The sequence below is a fragment of the Streptosporangium sp. NPDC000239 genome (assembly GCF_040300765.1).
Taxonomy (GTDB): Bacteria; Actinomycetota; Actinomycetes; order Streptosporangiales; family Streptosporangiaceae; genus Streptosporangium.
This window is the reverse complement of the sequence record NZ_JBEPEI010000003.1, coordinates 582,762-598,888: the sequence shown is the minus strand read 5'-3', so window position 1 is coordinate 598,888 and position 16,127 is coordinate 582,762. Positions and strand designations below refer to the sequence as shown.

Genomic DNA, 16,127 nt, shown 5'->3' with positions numbered 1-16,127 from the left:
ACCCGATTGTGCAGACACGGACTCCGCCGGGGCGAACGGGTATCGCGCCGTGGACCGTCAGGCGGCGCTTTCCTCCAGGTAGGGCGCCCACTGGGGGTCTCCGACGTTGTGCGCGCCGATCAGACGCCAGTGGACGCCCCGTGGGACCACGGGGGCGACGTCCAGCGTCCAGCCCAGCTCCTCCAGCATGCGATCCGCCTTACGGTGGTTGCACGGTGTGCAGGAGGCGACGCAGTTCTCCCAGGTGTGGGTTCCTCCCCTCGACCGCGGGATCACGTGGTCGATGGTCTCGGCCCGCTGTCCGCAGTAGGCGCACCGGTAGTCGTCCCGGCGCATCAGCGCGGTCCTGGTCAGCGGAATCCGCGACCGGTAGGGAATGCGCACGTAGCGGCGCAGCCTGATCACCGACGGCACGTCGAGCGTGCGGGTCGCCGAGCGGACGACCGCGCCCCGCCCGTCGCGGTGCACGACATCCGCCTTCTCCCTGAGCACCAGCACGACCGCGCGGTGCAGGGAGAGGGTGGTCAGGGGCTCGTAGGTTGCGTTCAGCAGCAGGACTTGGCGCATCAGCGTGCCTTCCCCGCCGCGCGACGCTTCGTCTGAGTCTGAGGGGGCACGCAGGCGCGTACCCCGATTGGCGGCCCCTCCTGGGGCCCGGATGCTTCCGTCACAGGGACCTCCGCCGGACGGCCCAGCGGATGGTCACCACGGCACCGTCCTCCACCAAGTTTGGCTTCTGCATCGTCATTTCCGCCACCCATAAATGACAGGAGAGACGCCTGGTACGTTTTATGCCCGCATTACCAGTTTTTACTCCTCGATCCGAAGATCGACGTCACGGCCCTTCCCAAGATCGAATACGCCCCTCGCGCAATGGCTTCGACCAGCCTTCCCGAGGTCGTAGGGTTCCTGCCATGACCCGACAGCCATATCCACCAGCAGGCCGTGACGACCTCGTCGAAGAGCTCCACGGCGTCCCCGTCGCCGACCCCTATCGATGGCTGGAGGACCCGGGCAGTCCGGCGACCGAGGAGTGGCTGGCCGCGCAGGAGAAGCTCTTCTCCGCCGAGCTCGGGGCGCTCACCGGCCGCGACCGGCTCAGGGCGCGGGTCGCCGAGCTGCTCAGGTCGGGCTCGATCGGCGCTCCGGCCTGGCGCGGCGAGCGACGTTTCTTCATGCGGCGTACCCCCGACCAGGAGCACGCCGTCCTCTACACCGTCGACCCCGGCGGAACCGAGCGCGCGCTGCTCGACCCGACGGCGCTCGACCCGAGTGGGCTCACCACGCTCGACTCATGGCAGCCCGACAAGGAGGGCAGGCTGCTCGCCTACCAGGTCTCGGTCGGCGGTGACGAGGAGTCCACCCTCTACCTGCTCGACGTCGCCTCGGGCGAGCGGGTCGAGGGGCCGATCGACCGGTGCCGTTACTCCCCGATCGCCTGGTTGCCCGGCGGCAAGGCGTTCTACTACGTGCGCAGGCTGCCCGCGACCGAGGTGCCCGAGGGGGAGGAGCAGTTCCACCGCCGCGTCTACCTGCACCGGGTCGGCACCTCGACCGAGGATGACGTGCTGATCTTCGGCAAGGACATGGAGAAGACCAACTACTACGGTGTCGCGGTCTCCCGCGACGGCCGCTGGTTGCAGATCTCCGCCTCCAGGGGTACGGCGCCGCGCAACGACCTGTGGATCGCCGACCTCGCCGCCTCCGCACCGGACTCTCCCGACCTGGTCGTCGTCCAGGAGGGGCTCGACGCCCAGACCGCGCTGCACTTCGGCCGCGACGGCAGGCTCTACGTCTTCACCGACCTGGACGCCCCCCGGGCGCGCATCTGCGTCGCCGACCCGGCCCTGCCCCAGCCCGAGCACTGGCGTGACCTGATCCCGCAGGACGACGAGGCCGTGCTGTCGGACTTCTCGATCCTCGACGACCTTGACCGCCCGGTCATGCTCGCGGGCTGGACCCGCCACGCGATCAGCGAGATCTCCGTACACGACCTGGTGACGGGTGAGCGCGTCGGCCGGGTGCCGACGCCGGGGCTGGGCACGATCGGCGCCATCTCCGAGCGGCCGGAGGGGGGTCACGAGGCCTGGTTCGTCTACACCGACAACACCACCCCGCCGAGCATCCAGCGCTACGACGCACGCACCGGGGAGACCACCCTGTGGGCCGCCTCCCCCGGTGCCGTCGAGGTGCCCGCCGTCAACACCGAGCAGGTGGTCTACCGCTCGGTGGACGGCTCCGAGGTCCACATGCTGGTGATCACCAAGCCGGGCGTCGAGGGTCCGCGCCCCACCATCCTGTACGGCTACGGCGGCTTCGGCATCTCGATGACCCCGGGCTACTCGGCATCGATCCTGACCTGGGTCGAGGCGGGCGGCGCCTACGCCATCGCCCAGTTGCGCGGTGGTGGCGAGCAGGGCGAGGAGTGGCACAGGGCCGGCATGCTCGCCAACAAGCAGAACGTCTTCGACGACCTGCACTCGGCGGCCGAGCACCTGATCGCCACCGGGATCACCAGTCCGGAGCAGCTGGCCATCTCCGGGGGCTCGAACGGCGGCCTCCTGGTCGGCGCTGCCCTCACCCAGCGCCCCGAGCTGTACGCCGCGGTCGTCTGCTCGGCCCCGCTGCTGGACATGATCCGTTACGAGCTGTTCGGCCTGGGCGCGACGTGGAACGTCGAGTACGGCTCCGCCGCGAAGGCCGAGGAGTTCGCCTGGCTGAACGCCTACTCGCCCTACCACCACGTCCGTGAGGGCGTCTCCTACCCGGCGACGCTGTTCACGGTCTTCCAGTCCGACACCCGGGTCCACCCGCTGCACGCCTGGAAGATGTGTGCCGCCCTGCAGCACGCCCAGACCTCGGACCGGCCGATTCTGCTGCGCAACGAGGCCGAGACGGGTCACGGGGCGCGGGCGGTCAGCAAGACCGTCGAGCTCGCGGCCGACCAGCTCACCTTCCTCGCCCACCACACGGGCCTGGCCGTCTGACGGCCCACCGCGCGGGGCCGCCGTCGGGAACGGCCCCGCGCGGGCACGTCAGCGGGGGAAGACGATGGTCTTGTGCCCGTCGAGCAGGACACGCTGCTCGGTGTGCCACCGTACGGCGCGGGCCAGGACCTGGCACTCGACGTCGCGGCCGATGGCGGCCAGGTCCTCCGGCGAGTGGGTGTGATTGACCCGGGCGACCTCCTGCTCGATGATCGGGCCCTCGTCGAGGTCCGCGGTCACGTAGTGGGCGGTCGCACCGATCAGCTTCACCCCGCGCGAGTGCGCCTGGTGGTACGGCTTGGCGCCCTTGAACGACGGCAGGAACGAGTGGTGGATGTTGATCACGTTCCCGGCCAGCTTGACGCACAGGTCCTCGGACAGCACCTGCATGTAGCGCGCGAGCACCACCAGGTCGGCCTGGTAGTGCTCGACCAGGGCGAGGATCTCCGCCTCCTGCCTGGCCTTGGTGTCCGGGGTGACCGGCAGGTGGTGATAGTCGACGCCGTACGACTGGGTCAGCGGGCGCAGGTCCGGGTGGTTGGAGACCACGCCGACCATGTCGATGTCGAGCAGGCCTGAGCGCGTCCGATAGAGCAGGTCGTTGAGGCAGTGGCCGAACTTGCTCACCAGCACCAGCACCCGCTGCCTGACCGCGGTGTCGCGCAGTTTGAAGTCCATGCCGAAGTCGGGGGCCAGAGCGGCGAAGGCCTCGCGCAGGGCCGCGTCGGACAGCGGCGAGGAGAACTGCACCCGCATGAAGAACCGCTGGGAGACGGGGTCTCCGAACTGCTGGCTCTCGATGATGTTGCACTCCCGCCCGGCCAGGAGGCCGGAGACGGCGGCCACCACCCCGGGACGGTCCGGACACGACAGCGTCAGGACGAACTGGGCCTCGGAGCCCCCGTTCAGCCGATGGTGGCCCGCGCCGGGCCCTGTGACTCGCTCGCTCATGACTTCACTCTCGAAGGGGTCGGATCGTACGGTGCCACAACACCGACCTGGGCAGAGTACAGCGCGTCACCCACACCCGCCCGCGCGCGCCACCCGGTGCCGCGCGGTGCCACCGATGGGTCGTGCTGGTAGCGTCCGGAATCCATGAACGACCCTGAGGTGAGCGACCGCCCCGCGACCCGGGTGGTCTGCGTGGCGGGCGACGGGCGGGTGCTCCTGCTGCACTGGCACGACCCGGTCGCGGGCAGGACCCTGTGGGAGCCGCCCGGCGGCGGTATCGAGCCGGGGGAGACGCCGCTGGAGGCCGCCCGGCGGGAGCTGGCCGAGGAGACCGGCCTGCCGGGTACGGCGGTGCTCGACCGGTGGCTGCCGGTGCCCAGGGAGCTCGACTGGCTCGGTGTCCGCTATGTGCGGACCGAACGGTTCTATCTGGCGAGGTTCGACCACACGCCCCGGGTCGTCCCCGAGGCGTTCACCGCGGAGGAGAACGGCACCTATCTGGGCCACGGCTGGTTCTCACTTGAGGCGATGGCCGCGCTTCCCGACGCCCTCGAGCCCCCGGCGTTGCCCGAGATCGTCTCCCGGCTGGTGTGACCCACGTGCCCAGCGGCGATGAGCGACTTCTTGGAAACCGGGAAACGACGCCGAGCCCTCGGGGGATTTCACGGACGCCCCACTGGAACAGGCTTCAACAAAGTCCCCACGAGGGAGTAAACAGCAATTATCCCGACATTTCACCGAATAATAACTAAAAGCGGTAAACCGTGTTATTCAGTTGAGACGGCCGTGGAAGAAATCAGCGGGTCCTTCTCCATGTAGACCACGGTGTGCTCACCGCGTCCCTCGCGGCGGATCTCACGCCAGCCGTGTTTTCGATAGAGGTGGATCGCGGCGGGCTGGTTCAGTGTGGTGTCCCCGCGAAGCCGGGCGTATCCCAGCCCGATCGCGCGGCTTTCCAGTTCTGCGACCATCCGGTCGCCGAACCCGCGCCGCTGGAACTCGGGGTGGACCCGCAGACGGCACATCTCCCCCGAGGCGTCATCGACTCTGCGCAGAGCGCCCATCGCCATGACTCGCCCCTCGACGGCCTCTCCGACCAGGAACTCTCCCCCGTCGGCGAGGTAGATCTCCTCGATCCGTGGAAGGTCGTCGTCGTAGTAGACCCCGTCACCGGGGAAGAGGCCGACCTGGGCGAGGCAGACCTGGTGCAGTGCCCGGACGGAGTCGAGGTCGGACCGGCGATAACGCCGGATCCTCACACCTCCTCCTCGATCGGGTCCGGCAGGGCCGCCTCGCGCAGCATCTCCAGATAGAGCTTCAGCTCGGGGTTGTCCGGATTCTTGCCCTCGACGTCTCTGGCCACCTCGTGGGCCCGCTGCATGAGGATGTCGGGTTTGAACCCCTCCCCCAGGCCGGCGAGCGCGGCCTTGGCGATGTTCAGCGCCTCACCGACGTCTCCTTCGAGGAGCTTGCACTTGGCCCGGTCGAACTTGATGAGCGTCGGATCGAGCCAGTCGCCGGGGCCGTACTTGGTGAGGGCCTGTTCCAGGATGAGGTCGGCCTCCATGGGCTGCCCCAGTTTGACCAGGGCGTCTCCCTGGTGGAAGTAGAGCTGCCGCTCGGTGTATCCGAAGGCCGCGTCCTCCTGCTCGGCCGCCCCCATCTGGGAGAAGGCCGCCCTGGCTCGTGCCAGTGCCCGCTTGGCCTGGTCGACCACGTCCTTCTTGCCCGCGTTCGACATCATCGCCAGCGCGCGGGCCTCGACGACGGGTGCCATGGCCTGGGCCGCGCACGGTGTCTGCCCGGCCAGATCGCGGCTCTTCCTGGCGAGGTTGAGCGCCTCGCGCGGATCGCCGTAGTAGAGCGGCACCAGGGCCTCCCTGGCGATGACCCAGGCCCGCAGCGCGCGGTCACCGGTGTCGTCTGCGGCGATCCTGCCCGTCCTGAAGAAGGAGCGGGCCATTCTCTGGTCACCAAGGTTGATCATGATCATGCCGCTGAGGCCGGCGAGCTGGGCCGCCATCCGGCACAGCCGTTCCTGCAGGTCGACCGGTTGGCGGTGCTCCATAGCCTTGCGCACGGCGCTGAACTCCAGCAGAACGTCACACAGCAGACGTAACGGCGGGGTGTTCATGTACTGGCGGCCGAAGCCGACGGTGGACTCCTCCCACTGGTCCAGCATCGCGGGTGAGACGGTGCCCGAGACCAGGGTCTCGTCCATCCTCCGCCGGATGTTCTCCACCGCTCCGAGCACCTGCCCGTCGAGGCCGACGGCGGTACCGCCCGCCAGAATCCTCAAGAGCGTTCTCCGCAACACGTTCTCGTCCTCCTCGCTCCCGTCCGCGGAGGGGCCGCCGCCGATCTGCCGGATCAACGACTCACGCGGACCAGGGGAAGTGTCGGGTCTTCCATCCTGGAGATCACTCCGGACGGCACCCGGCATCCTGTGGCCGTGGCCACAGATGCAGGGCCCCTCGTAGCCGAGGGAGGGGGGCTCGACCCGGTATGCGGAACACAGGTAGTGGAGGTATTCGGGCCCGGGACGCTTCAGACCGCTCTCGTAGGCGGACAGAAGCGTCTCCCCGATCCCCGGAGCGGCCTTGCCGTCGCGCTCGAACAGCGCCCGTATCTGTTCGATCACGTCGGCCAGAGCGACACCGTGTGCGAGACGATGAGCCTTGATGCGGGTGGTCCCGAACTGCTGACCACACTTGTCGTGGATCTCTTCGGCGATCTGGGCCGGGTTATGCCCCGTTGCGAGGCCCCTGGCGCGGATTCGCCGCGCTAACTCCGTCTCCCTGTGCTGCCTGCCGGACATACCGGCCCCTCTCTCGCGGCCAGCTGGGCTGGTTGGCACGCTTGTCCCGACCGGTCCTCTCCCCGTAGACCCAGTGTGATTCGGGTATCGCACTGCGCCTAGAGAGAATAATGGACCACCGTTGCCCCACCCGGAACGCGCGAATGAGGCCACCGGCTAAGGATCGTCCTCTGATGGACTGTTTCTTTCAACCTCCTTGGCAGAATGCGCATCCCGATCTTGGCTAACCCGGCATTGACCCATCGGACTCGGTGAGTCATCTTTGGCCAACCAGCGTCGATTCGCGTAACCGACCAAACACGGTTCGATGACGAATCGGCTGAATCCAAGAGGAGGAACGAGGTGGGGGAAGACGGCTTCGGGCACCTGGAGCGGTTGGTGTCAGAACTTGACGCTCGCGGGTTTCACGCCCGGGTGGTACGGACCCATACGGGCCGCGCCTTCGTCCGCGTGATCAACCCGAACGCGACCAGCCTGGCGGAGAACGTCACCTGCCGCGCGCAGACCGCCCACAGCCACCGCGACTGGTACTACTGGTGGTCCTGGGGGGAGCGGATGCACACGGCCCAGGACCCTGCCGGCGCGGCGACCAAGGTCGCCCGAGTGCTCGCCGCGGTGGGGGAGTGAACTAGGCGGCGAACCGGATGGGATCGCAGCCATCCGGTCCGTCGTACCCGTCGCGGCGCGGCGGAGCCGGTGGGGCGCCCGGTGCGGAGCGTCCTCGGGACGCTGGGTTCCCCACCGGCTTCGAGAACGAGGTCAACCTGTCGTGGGCGCCCCGCGGGGCGGCCGACACGACGACAAGCCGCCGTCCGGACGAAACTCCGGACGGGGATCGGAGGGATTCCTCCCGGAACGGCACGGGACACGCTTCCGGGTGCGTGCCCCGCGCCGGGCCGTTCGTCACCGGACTGTCCGGACCAGCCTCCAGGGCCTGGATCCGGTGTTCCCGTCCTCCCCGGCGTGATGTGACGACGGCCGGTTCGCTCGGCAATATAGGTAGGTCACGTGACTTGCCCCCATTTGCCAGACGAACCGATCCGGGAGGGATCTTCTCCGTGTTCCTGCTCGTCCCCTCACCCACCCCCACCGTGACACCGTCCCCCACACCGTCACCGTCGAGCCTGCCCGGCCTGGAGGACCTCACGAACATGGGAGCGGCCTTAGTGAACGGTGCGTGCGGACGTGACGGCGGGATAATCTGCGAACTCGCGCAGACCGTGCTGCCTCCGGCGTGGGCCCCCTTCGTCGCGAGCGTGCTCGCGACACTGATCGCCATCGTGCTGATCACCGCCGTCGCGCTGATCCTGCGCAAGGTGGCGGTCCGCCTGATCACCGGAATCGTGCAGCGGGCCTCCTCCGGCAGGCCGACCCTGGCGGGACGGCTACGGGGCAAGGATCCCGCCCCCCTCGAAGGCCTGGACGCCATCATGGCCGAGCGGCGCAGGCAACGGGCCGAGACCATGGGATCCGTGCTCAACTCGACCGCCTCGGTCATCATCCTGGGCACCGCCGCCCTGACCATCCTCGAACGGCTCTCCGTCCCCATCGCCCCCGTGCTGACCAGCGTCGGCATCCTGGGCGTCGCGATCGGCTTCGGAGCCCAGGAACTGGTCAAGGACTTCATCGCCGGCATGTTCATGCTCCTTGAGGACCAGTACGGCGTCGGCGACGTGATCGACGCCGGTGCCGCGTCCGGGACCGTCGAGGCCGTCACCCTGCGCATCACCAGGCTGCGCGACGCCGACGGCCGGGTCTGGTACGTCCGCAACGGCACCATCACCCGCGTCGGCAACGAGTCCCAGGGGTGGTCCCGTGCCACGGTCGACGTGCCGGTCGCCTACACCGCCGACATCCCCGTGGTCCGCGACCTGCTCAGGAAGGTCGTCGAGGAGATCTGGAACGACCCCGACTACCGCGACTCCGTCGTCGTCGAGGAGCCGCAGGTCTGGGGGATCGAGCAGATCTCCGGCACGGCGGTCGTCTTCCGGGTCAACGCCAAGACCATCCCCTCACACCAGAGCGAGATCGCGCGGGAGCTGCGTATCCGCATCAAGTCGGCGCTCGACCAGGCTTCCATCCCCATAGCGAACGTCGCTTAGGCTTGGGGCGTGTCCGCCAACCCCGAGGAACCCCAGTCCTTCTACGACGCCGTCGGTGGCGAGGAGACCTTCCGGCTCCTCGTCCACCGTTTCTACGAGGGCGTCGTCAAAGACCCCCTGCTCTGGCCGCTCTACCCCCAGGACGATCTCGCCGGGGCCGAGGAGCGGCTGCAGTTCTTCCTGATGCAGTACTGGGGCGGTCCGACCACCTACAGCCAGCAGCGTGGACACCCGCGCCTACGCATGCGGCACAACCCGTTCGTCATCCGCTCCGCCGAGCGTGACGCGTGGCTGAAGCACATGCACGACGCGGTCATCTCCCTGGAGTTGCCCGAGGAGCTGGAGAAGCGCCTGTGGGACTACCTCGTCTACGCCGCGCACAGCATGGTCAACGCCCCTGACGCATAAACCCCGCCGGGCAGGGGCAGCCCATGCACATGAAAATCCCCTGGTGGCGTGACGCCGTCGTCTACGAGATCTACGTACGCAGCTTCGCCGACGCCTCGGGAGACGGCGTGGGCGACCTGCCCGGTATCAGGGGGCGCCTGCCGTACCTCGCCGATCTCGGTGTCGACGCGATCTGGCTGACGCCCTTCTACCGCTCCCCCATGGCCGACGGGGGCTACGACGTGGCCGACTACCGTGACGTCGATCCGCTCTTCGGCACGCTGGCCGACTTCGACGCCCTCGTCGCCGACGCCCACGCGCACGGCCTGCGGGTGATCGTGGACATCGTGCCCAACCACAGTTCCAGCGAGCACCCCTGGTTCAGGGCGGCGCTGCGCGGCGAGAACCGCGACCGGTACGTCTTCCGCGACAGCGGGGATCTGCCGCCCAACAACTGGCAGTCCACCTTCGGCGGCCCGGCCTGGACCAGGACTCCCGACGGGCAGTGGTACCTCCACCTGTTCGCCCCCGAGCAGCCGGACTTCAACTGGCGCGACCCACGGGTGCACGCGGAGTTCCTCGACGTGCTGCGGTTCTGGCTGGACCGTGGGGTCGACGGGTTCAGGATCGATGTGGCGATGGGCCTGTACAAGGCGGAGGGGCTTCCCGACGCCCCCGCGACGGATCAGGCGTTCAAGGGCGAGTCGCCCATCTGGGGCAGACCCGAGGTCCACGAGGTCTACCGGCGCTGGCGTGAGGTGCTCGACTCCTACCCCGGCGAGCGGATGGCCATCGGCGAGGTGTGGACCGACTCCGCCGAGGATCTCGCCCGCTACGTCCGGCCCGACGAACTGCACCAGAGCTTCAACTTCGCCTGGCTTGAGGCTCCCTGGTCCGCGACCGCCTTCCGCAAGGTCATCGACGACACTCTCGCCGACATGACCGCCCCCACCTGGGTGCTGTCCAACCACGACGTGGTCAGGCACGTCACGAGGTACGGCGAGGGCCTGCCCAACTCCACGACGGGGCTGGCCCGGGCGCGGGCGGCGCTGCTGGCCATGCTCGCCCTGCCCGGCTCGGCCTACCTCTACCAGGGCGAGGAACTCGGCCTTCCCGAGGTCCGGGACCTGCCCGCCGAGGCCCGTCAGGACCCCATCTTCGCCCGTTCCGGTGGGACTCTGCCCGGACGGGACGGCTGCCGGGTGCCCCTCCCCTGGTCCGGACAGGAGCAGCCGTACGGCTTCGCGCCCGAGGGCACCGCGCCCTGGCTGCCCCAGCCGGTCGAGTGGACGGCGCTGAGCGCCGAACGGCAGGCGGACGATCCGGGATCGACCCTGAGCTTCTACCGGCAGGCCCTGCGCGCCCGCCGGGGACTGCGCGGCGCGCTGCCCGACGGCCTCACCTGGCTGGAGAGCGAGGAGGACGCGTTGTTCTTCCGCCGGGGTGCGCTGACGTGCGTCGTCAACTGCGGGGTCGAGGCGGTACCGCTGCCGCCGCACGACCACGTCGTGATCGGCAGCGCCCCGGTCGAGGGTCACCTGCTGCCCCCGGACACCGCGGCCTGGCTCCACACTCCCTGACGATCTCCTCCGGTCCCCGCGCCCGTCGTACGGCGGGCGCGCCGGCCGTTTCCGGCGACGGCTCAGCCGGCTATGAGGAAGCGCTCCAGGTAGTCGAGCTCGTGCTGCTCCAGCCTGCGCGGCCTGGCTTTCTCCACGTCGTAGGCGACGAGCACCGACCTTGCCCGGACGAAGAGCGTCTCGTCGTCGACGATCTCGTAGTTGAGGACGAACTTCACCGGTTTGATCTCGGTCACCCAGGACTCGACCCTGACCGGGTCCGCGCGGAAGGTGAGAGGACGCCGGTAGTCGATCTCATGCCTGGCCACCACCAGGCCGCTGAAGATCTCCCCGCCCTCACGGTGCAGGTCGAGGTGGAACATCTCCAGGCGCGCGTCCTCGAGATAGTCGAGGAACCTGACGTTGTTGACGTGGCCCTGGGAGTCGATGTCGGCGAACCTGACCGCCCTGAGGAACACATGCCTGCGGGAATCGCTCACGGTCTCTGCCAAGCTCTGTTCAAGCACAAGCAAGAAGGTAGCGATTCCCCGGCTCCCGGCGCACGGCGGGGGCGCGCCGGGAGCTCGGAGGAGGACATCAGTCCCGGGTGAGCTTGCGGTAGGTGACTCGGTGCGGGCGGGCCGCGTCGATCCCGAGCCGCTCGATCTTGTTCTTCTCGTAGTCGGCGAAGTTGCCCTCGAACCAGAACCAGTTCGAGCCCTCCTCCCACGCGAGGATGTGGGTGGCGATGCGGTCGAGGAACCACCGGTCGTGCGAGGTGATGACCGCGCAGCCGGGGAACTCCAGCAGGGCGTTCTCCAGGCTGGAGAGCGTCTCGGTGTCGAGGTCGTTGGTCGGCTCGTCCAGCAGCAGCACGTTGCCGCCCTGCTTGAGGGTCAGCGCGAGGTTGAGCCGGTTGCGCTCGCCTCCGGACAGCACGCCCGCCTTCTTCTGCTGGTCCGGCCCCTTGAACCCGAACGCGGCGATGTAGGCCCGCGAGGGCATCTCGACCTGGCCGACCTTGATGTAGTCGAGCCCGTCGGAGACGACCTCCCAGACGTTCTTGGCCGGGTCGATGCCACCCCGGCTCTGGTCGGCGTAGGAGATCTTGACGGTGTCGCCAACGATGATCTTCCCGGCGTCGGGCGTCTCGCCACCGGTGATCATCCGGAACAGCGTGGTCTTGCCGACGCCGTTCGGACCGATGATGCCCACGATGCCGTTACGCGGCAGGTCGAACGACAGGTTGTCCATGAGCACCCGGTCCTCGAAACCCTTGGTGAGGTTCTCGGCCCGGATGACCGTGGTGCCCAGGCGGGGACCCGGCGGAATCTGGATCTCCTCGAAGTCCAGCTTGCGGTACTTGTCGGCCTCGGCGGCCATCTCCTCGTAGCGCTGCAGACGCGCGCGGCTCTTGGTCTGGCGGGCCCTGGCGTTGGAGCGGACCCACTCCAGCTCCTCCTCCAAGCGCTTCTTGCGCTTGGCGTCCTTCTGCCCCTCAAGCTTGAGGCGGGCGGCCTTGGCCTCCAGGTAGGTGGAGTAGTTGCCCTCGTAGGGGTGGCAGCGGCCCCGGTCGAGCTCCAGGATCCAGTTGGCCACGTTGTCCAGGAAGTAGCGGTCGTGGGTGACGGCCAGCACGGTCCCGGGATACTTCTCCAGGTGCGCCTCAAGCCACTGGACACTCTCGGCGTCGAGGTGGTTGGTCGGCTCGTCGAGCAGCAGGAGGTCGGGCTGCTCCAGCAGCAGCTTGCACAGGGCGACCCGGCGCCGCTCACCACCGGACAGCAGGGTGACGTCGGCGTCGGGCGGCGGGCAGCGCAGGGCGTCCATCGCCTGCTCAAGCTGGCTGTCGAGGTCCCACCCGTTGCGGTGGTCGAGGGCGTCCTGAAGCTTGCCCATCTCCTCAAGCAGCTCGTCGCTGTAGTCGGTCGCCATCAGCTCGGCGATCTCGTTGAACCGGTCGAGCATGGCCTTGGTCTCGGCGACGCCCTCCTCGACGTTGCCGAGCACGGTCTTGGACTCGTTGAGGGGGGGCTCCTGCTGGAGCATGCCGACGGTGAAGCCGGGCATGAGCCGGGCATCGCCGTTGGACGGCTGCTCCAGGCCTGCCATCATCCTCAGCAGCGTCGACTTCCCGGTGCCGTTCGGCCCGAGAACGCCGATCTTCGCACCCGGCAGGAACGACAGCGTCACGTCGTCGAGGACGACCTTGTCACCATGCGCCTTGCGCACGCGCTGCAGTGTGTAGATGTACTCCGGCATGTCCCCTAGCTTAGAGCCTGACGGACTCAGCTAGGGGCGGCCTCCGGCCCCGGCCGCCTTGCCGGGGGGACGGGCGTCGCGGGCAGGCAGATCCGGTCTCGTCCGAGCTCCTTGGCACGGTAGAGGGCCAGGTCCGCCGCGGCGAGCAACTCGATCAGGTCGTCTCCGTGCATGCTCATGATCGCGACGCCTGCGGAGATCGTGACGGTGACCATGTTCTCGTCCGCGGGTACGGCCATGCGGCCGATGCGGGAGCGCAGCCGTTCCGCGACCCGGCGGGCCTCGGTCACGTCGGCCCTGGGCAGCAGGACGACGAACTCCTCGCCCCCGAAGCGTCCGACCACGTCGTAGTCACGCAGCTGACTGCGGATGGTCGCCGCGACCCCGATCAGCACCTGGTCGCCGATCAGGTGCCCGTAGGTGTCGTTGACCCTCTTGAAGTGGTCGATGTCGACGATCAGCAGGGCGAGCGTCTCACCGGTACGGCGCGCCCTGACGATCTCGGTGTCGGCCTCCCGCTGCCAGGCGGCGGCGTTGAGCAGCCCGGTCTTGGGATCGGTGCGGGCCGCGGCCTGGAGCTGGGCGTGCAGCAGGCTGCGCTGGAGCAGCACGACCGGCGGCAGCGCCAGCGCCAGCAGGGCGAGGTTCACCCCGCACGCGATGGCGACGAGGACCCCCAGGCAGAGCTCGACCACGTCGAGCATCAGGCTCTCGCGGTCCCACAGCACCTCCCGCCAGCGGGTGTCAGGGACGGCGGTGTGGGCCGCGATGGCGATCAGCGCGGTGTTCAGGACCGTGAACAGGACGGCGCAGCCGATGGCGACGAGGATCGGCCCGCCCGTCCCCTGGGTGGGGATGTCCAGCTCACCGACCACGCTGTGGAACAGCACCGAGGCGGCTCCCCCGGCCAGGCTGATGGCGGCGGAGCTGAAGACCCTCCGGTAGACCACCGTCTCGCGCACCCGCTTCTGCAGCAGAATCTGCAGCGGAATGGGCGCCAGAAGAGCGTAGACCGGCGGCAGCAGCAGGGCCGCGGGCAGCCACCAGGCCGACAACAGGTCACGGGAGACACCCGCGGGCATACCGAGCCTTCGGGTCGCCTCGATACAGACGGCACCGCAGGCCATCAACGCGACGAAGGTGAGTAGATCGTGCCAGTGGAAGTCAGCAGATGCGGCGAAAAACCCGATTGCCGTGAAATCCAGCACCACGATGCCGCAAAGATAGACAACCAGTGGACGGCGCTGCCCAAGGATGGGCCACCGATCGGCCAGAGTCGTCACAGTGTCGCGCGATTTGACCGAGGTGTGACTGGGAGCCGCCATGTCGTCCCCTTCTCCGACTAACGATGTGTAACACGATAGTTGCGGAGTGTGCGCCGCGCGATGGGAACCGCTACCTTGGCGGAGTGGCTCCACTTGTCAGGTGGCTCACCGTTGGGGACCGAGCTCAGCCGAAGAACGGTCCATGGAGGAAAGGAGCAGCCCATGCTGCGAGGTGTGACCTGGACATAGGCCCTGCCCGCTAGATCTCTCACCTCCCGCGGCCGCTTCAGGCGGCATCTCGCGACGTTCCACCCCGTCCCGCGAAAACACCGCGCAAGCTTCGTGTTCGACGTGGGAACCCGGGATGTCCCGGTCCCCCAGCCGGTTGGACCCCTCCTTTCGCGGTGCTCCGCTGATCTGAGCATCGCCGACACAGACCACCAACCGGGCGCACCGCCGATCGCACACCGCTGATCAACGCGCTGCCGACCACACCCATCCGACGCGAGCGTCACCCGGCGATGGCGACCGCCATCCGGCCGGACGGGCCACCTCCGTGGCGTGTGGTCCGTCCGGCACGCCCTCGTGCGGTGCGCCGGTGAACCGTGGCGAACCGACGGGGCGGCCTGCGGGCCCACCGGGAGATCTGCCAGGCCGGGCCGTACGGTGCTCCGGGCACCCGGTGGGACCACCTCCGCCGGTCGCTCCGGCACCTCGTCCTTTATGGCGTCCCTTATGACGTCCTTCGAAGGGTCGGCATCCTCTCGCTCCCGGTGAGGATGCCGACCACGAGTGCGGGGAACTCGGGGTCTGCGGTTCAGGCCGCCGGATGCGCCTGTGTGGGCCAGGGCGTCTCGTCCTCCGACTCGGCCTCGTCCGGCTCACGCGCCGTGCCCGTCGCCCGCCCGGAGCCCTGGCTCGTCTGCCCGGAGTCGCGGGCCGCCCTACCGCGTCTTGTGCCGGTCCGGCTCGCCGTTCCGCCTCCTGAGCCCCCGGGTGAGCCTCCGGGGCCACCGGACTCCCCCGAGGCGCCGGGGCCCGTGGAGTCTCCGGGCGCCTCGTCCTCGTCGGCGCCGCCTCTCACCAGGGACAGGGAGCCGGAACCGTCCGCGGGAGCGGGGTGGGGATCGGGGGCGAGGGATGCGGCGCCTCCGCCCATGGCCCAGTCGTGGGTCTCCCTGTCGAGCTCGTGCCGCTCCTGCCTGCCCAGCACCGGGGCCGCCCCGCCCCGCTGGGGTTTGCTGAAGCTGCCCAGGCCCCAGCGCAGGTCGTGCCCCAGTGAGCTGGCCTCGACCTCGGGCAGGAAGCGGCGCTCACCCTCGTGGGTGAACTCGCGGATCCGCAGGCGCCCCTGGACGACGACCGGCTGGCCGGCCCGGATCGACTGGGCGACGTTGTCGGCCAGCCCGCGGAAACAACGGATGCCGAAATACGTCGTCTCACCGTTGCACCACTGCTGGCTTTCCCGATCGAAGTAACGGCTTGTCGAGGCGACCCTGAGCGAGGTGACCCGCGAGCCGTCCGGGAAGGTGTGCTGGCGGGGCGCAGCCGCGACGTTGCCGGTCAACGTGATGTGGATGTCGTTCATCGTGCCTCCCAGGAGAACGGGCCAGGTGCCCGGCGTGTGAAAGACACAGTGGCCCGCGCGGACCGGAACCCGGCGGGCCGAACGGCGTTCTGTGGAAAACTCGGGCGCTGGGACGGGGCTGTGGAAAACCTTCCGAATAATCCACCGGAAATCGGAAACCCCGAGCTCCTCGTCCGCCACCGATGGGCGGCCTCGTGCCGCGGGTCGC

General features: G+C 68.8%; 14 protein-coding genes. 6 read left to right on the top strand and 8 right to left on the bottom strand.

Annotation, left to right across the window (positions count from 1 at the left end):
• Positions 1 to 57 precede the first annotated feature (57 nt).
• A complete protein-coding gene (locus ABT340_RS11865; protein WP_352010685.1) occupies positions 58 to 567 on the bottom strand; it encodes an HNH endonuclease in 510 nt (169 codons plus the stop codon).
• A gap of 347 nt (positions 568 to 914) precedes the next feature.
• Here ABT340_RS11865 and ABT340_RS11860 point away from each other — a divergent pair, with 347 nt between their 5' ends.
• A complete protein-coding gene (locus tag ABT340_RS11860; RefSeq protein WP_352010684.1) occupies positions 915 to 2,987 on the top strand; it encodes a prolyl oligopeptidase family serine peptidase in 2,073 nt (690 codons plus the stop codon).
• A 48-nt stretch (positions 2,988 to 3,035) separates the two neighbouring features.
• On the opposite strand, the gene purU is transcribed toward ABT340_RS11860, so the two are convergent.
• Positions 3,036 to 3,938 (bottom strand): formyltetrahydrofolate deformylase, encoded by a 903-nt coding sequence (purU, locus tag ABT340_RS11855; protein WP_352010683.1) that lies wholly within the window; start codon positions 3,936 to 3,938, stop codon positions 3,036 to 3,038.
• Between the two features lie 144 nt (positions 3,939 to 4,082).
• Between purU and ABT340_RS11850 the strand changes: the two genes are divergently transcribed.
• Entirely contained in the window at positions 4,083 to 4,532 is a 450-nt protein-coding gene (locus ABT340_RS11850; RefSeq protein WP_352010682.1) for an NUDIX hydrolase, read from the top strand.
• A gap of 173 nt (positions 4,533 to 4,705) precedes the next feature.
• On the opposite strand, the gene ABT340_RS11845 is transcribed toward ABT340_RS11850, so the two are convergent.
• Together ABT340_RS11845 and ABT340_RS11840 are read right to left on the bottom strand one after the other, a co-directional pair.
• Positions 4,706 to 5,197, bottom strand: coding sequence for a GNAT family N-acetyltransferase (locus ABT340_RS11845; RefSeq protein WP_352010681.1), 492 nt, complete (start codon positions 5,195 to 5,197; stop codon positions 4,706 to 4,708).
• Positions 5,194 to 6,756: an NsdA family TPR-like regulatory protein gene (locus ABT340_RS11840; RefSeq protein ID WP_362773383.1), complete on the bottom strand. Its 1,563-nt coding sequence runs from the start codon at positions 6,754 to 6,756 to the stop codon at positions 5,194 to 5,196. The genes ABT340_RS11845 and ABT340_RS11840 overlap by 4 nt, the downstream gene beginning before the upstream one ends.
• 450 nt (positions 6,757 to 7,206) lie before the next feature.
• Here ABT340_RS11840 and ABT340_RS11835 point away from each other — a divergent pair, with 450 nt between their 5' ends.
• The 4 genes from ABT340_RS11835 (at position 7,207) to ABT340_RS11820 (ending at position 10,825) form a co-directional block, all read left to right on the top strand.
• Complete coding sequence (locus ABT340_RS11835; protein WP_352010679.1) at positions 7,207 to 7,383, top strand: hypothetical protein; 177 nt, start codon at positions 7,207 to 7,209, stop codon at positions 7,381 to 7,383.
• 431 nt (positions 7,384 to 7,814) lie between these two features.
• Positions 7,815 to 8,858 (top strand): mechanosensitive ion channel family protein, encoded by a 1,044-nt coding sequence (locus tag ABT340_RS11830; RefSeq protein ID WP_352010678.1) that lies wholly within the window; start codon positions 7,815 to 7,817, stop codon positions 8,856 to 8,858.
• A 9-nt stretch (positions 8,859 to 8,867) separates the two neighbouring features.
• Positions 8,868 to 9,266, top strand: coding sequence for a globin (locus ABT340_RS11825; protein ID WP_352010677.1), 399 nt, complete (start codon positions 8,868 to 8,870; stop codon positions 9,264 to 9,266).
• Between the two features lie 29 nt (positions 9,267 to 9,295).
• The gene (locus tag ABT340_RS11820) at positions 9,296 to 10,825 is read left to right on the top strand and encodes a glycoside hydrolase family 13 protein (RefSeq protein WP_352010740.1); all 1,530 of its coding nucleotides are present in this window, start codon (positions 9,296 to 9,298) and stop codon (positions 10,823 to 10,825) included.
• A 62-nt stretch (positions 10,826 to 10,887) separates the two neighbouring features.
• On the opposite strand, the gene ABT340_RS11815 is transcribed toward ABT340_RS11820, so the two are convergent.
• From ABT340_RS11815 to ABT340_RS11800, 4 genes are all read right to left on the bottom strand, one after another.
• The gene (locus tag ABT340_RS11815; protein ID WP_352010676.1) at positions 10,888 to 11,304 is read right to left on the bottom strand and encodes an acyl-CoA thioesterase; all 417 of its coding nucleotides are present in this window, start codon (positions 11,302 to 11,304) and stop codon (positions 10,888 to 10,890) included.
• 97 nt (positions 11,305 to 11,401) lie between these two features.
• Positions 11,402 to 13,066 carry an energy-dependent translational throttle protein EttA gene (gene ettA / locus ABT340_RS11810; protein ID WP_352010675.1) on the bottom strand — a complete coding sequence of 555 codons (1,665 nt, stop codon included), beginning with the start codon at positions 13,064 to 13,066 and terminating at the stop codon, positions 11,402 to 11,404.
• A gap of 26 nt (positions 13,067 to 13,092) precedes the next feature.
• Positions 13,093 to 14,148 (bottom strand): GGDEF domain-containing protein, encoded by a 1,056-nt coding sequence (locus ABT340_RS11805; RefSeq protein ID WP_352010674.1) that lies wholly within the window; start codon positions 14,146 to 14,148, stop codon positions 13,093 to 13,095.
• A gap of 1,000 nt (positions 14,149 to 15,148) precedes the next feature.
• Positions 15,149 to 15,919, bottom strand: a complete 771-nt coding sequence (locus ABT340_RS11800; protein ID WP_352010673.1) for a single-stranded DNA-binding protein — start codon at positions 15,917 to 15,919, stop codon at positions 15,149 to 15,151.
• Positions 15,920 to 16,127 lie beyond the last annotated feature (208 nt).

What these genes read in the sequence shown, in the direction of transcription:
- ABT340_RS11800 (WP_352010673.1), bottom strand. Translation starts at nt 15,919, where the DNA reads ATGAACGACATCCACATCACGTTGACCGGCAACGTCGCGGCTGCGCCC.
- ABT340_RS11805 (WP_352010674.1), bottom strand. Translation starts at nt 14,148, where the DNA reads ATGCCCGCGGGTGTCTCCCGTGACCTGTTGTCGGCCTGGTGGCTGCCC.
- ettA (WP_352010675.1), bottom strand. Translation starts at nt 13,066, where the DNA reads ATGCCGGAGTACATCTACACACTGCAGCGCGTGCGCAAGGCGCATGGT.
- purU (WP_352010683.1), bottom strand. Translation starts at nt 3,938, where the DNA reads ATGAGCGAGCGAGTCACAGGGCCCGGCGCGGGCCACCATCGGCTGAAC.
- ABT340_RS11865 (WP_352010685.1), bottom strand. Translation starts at nt 567, where the DNA reads ATGCGCCAAGTCCTGCTGCTGAACGCAACCTACGAGCCCCTGACCACC.
- ABT340_RS11840 (WP_362773383.1), bottom strand. Translation starts at nt 6,756, where the DNA reads ATGTCCGGCAGGCAGCACAGGGAGACGGAGTTAGCGCGGCGAATCCGC.
- ABT340_RS11820 (WP_352010740.1), top strand. Translation starts at nt 9,296, where the DNA reads ATGAAAATCCCCTGGTGGCGTGACGCCGTCGTCTACGAGATCTACGTA.
- ABT340_RS11860 (WP_352010684.1), top strand. Translation starts at nt 915, where the DNA reads ATGACCCGACAGCCATATCCACCAGCAGGCCGTGACGACCTCGTCGAA.
- ABT340_RS11850 (WP_352010682.1), top strand. Translation starts at nt 4,083, where the DNA reads ATGAACGACCCTGAGGTGAGCGACCGCCCCGCGACCCGGGTGGTCTGC.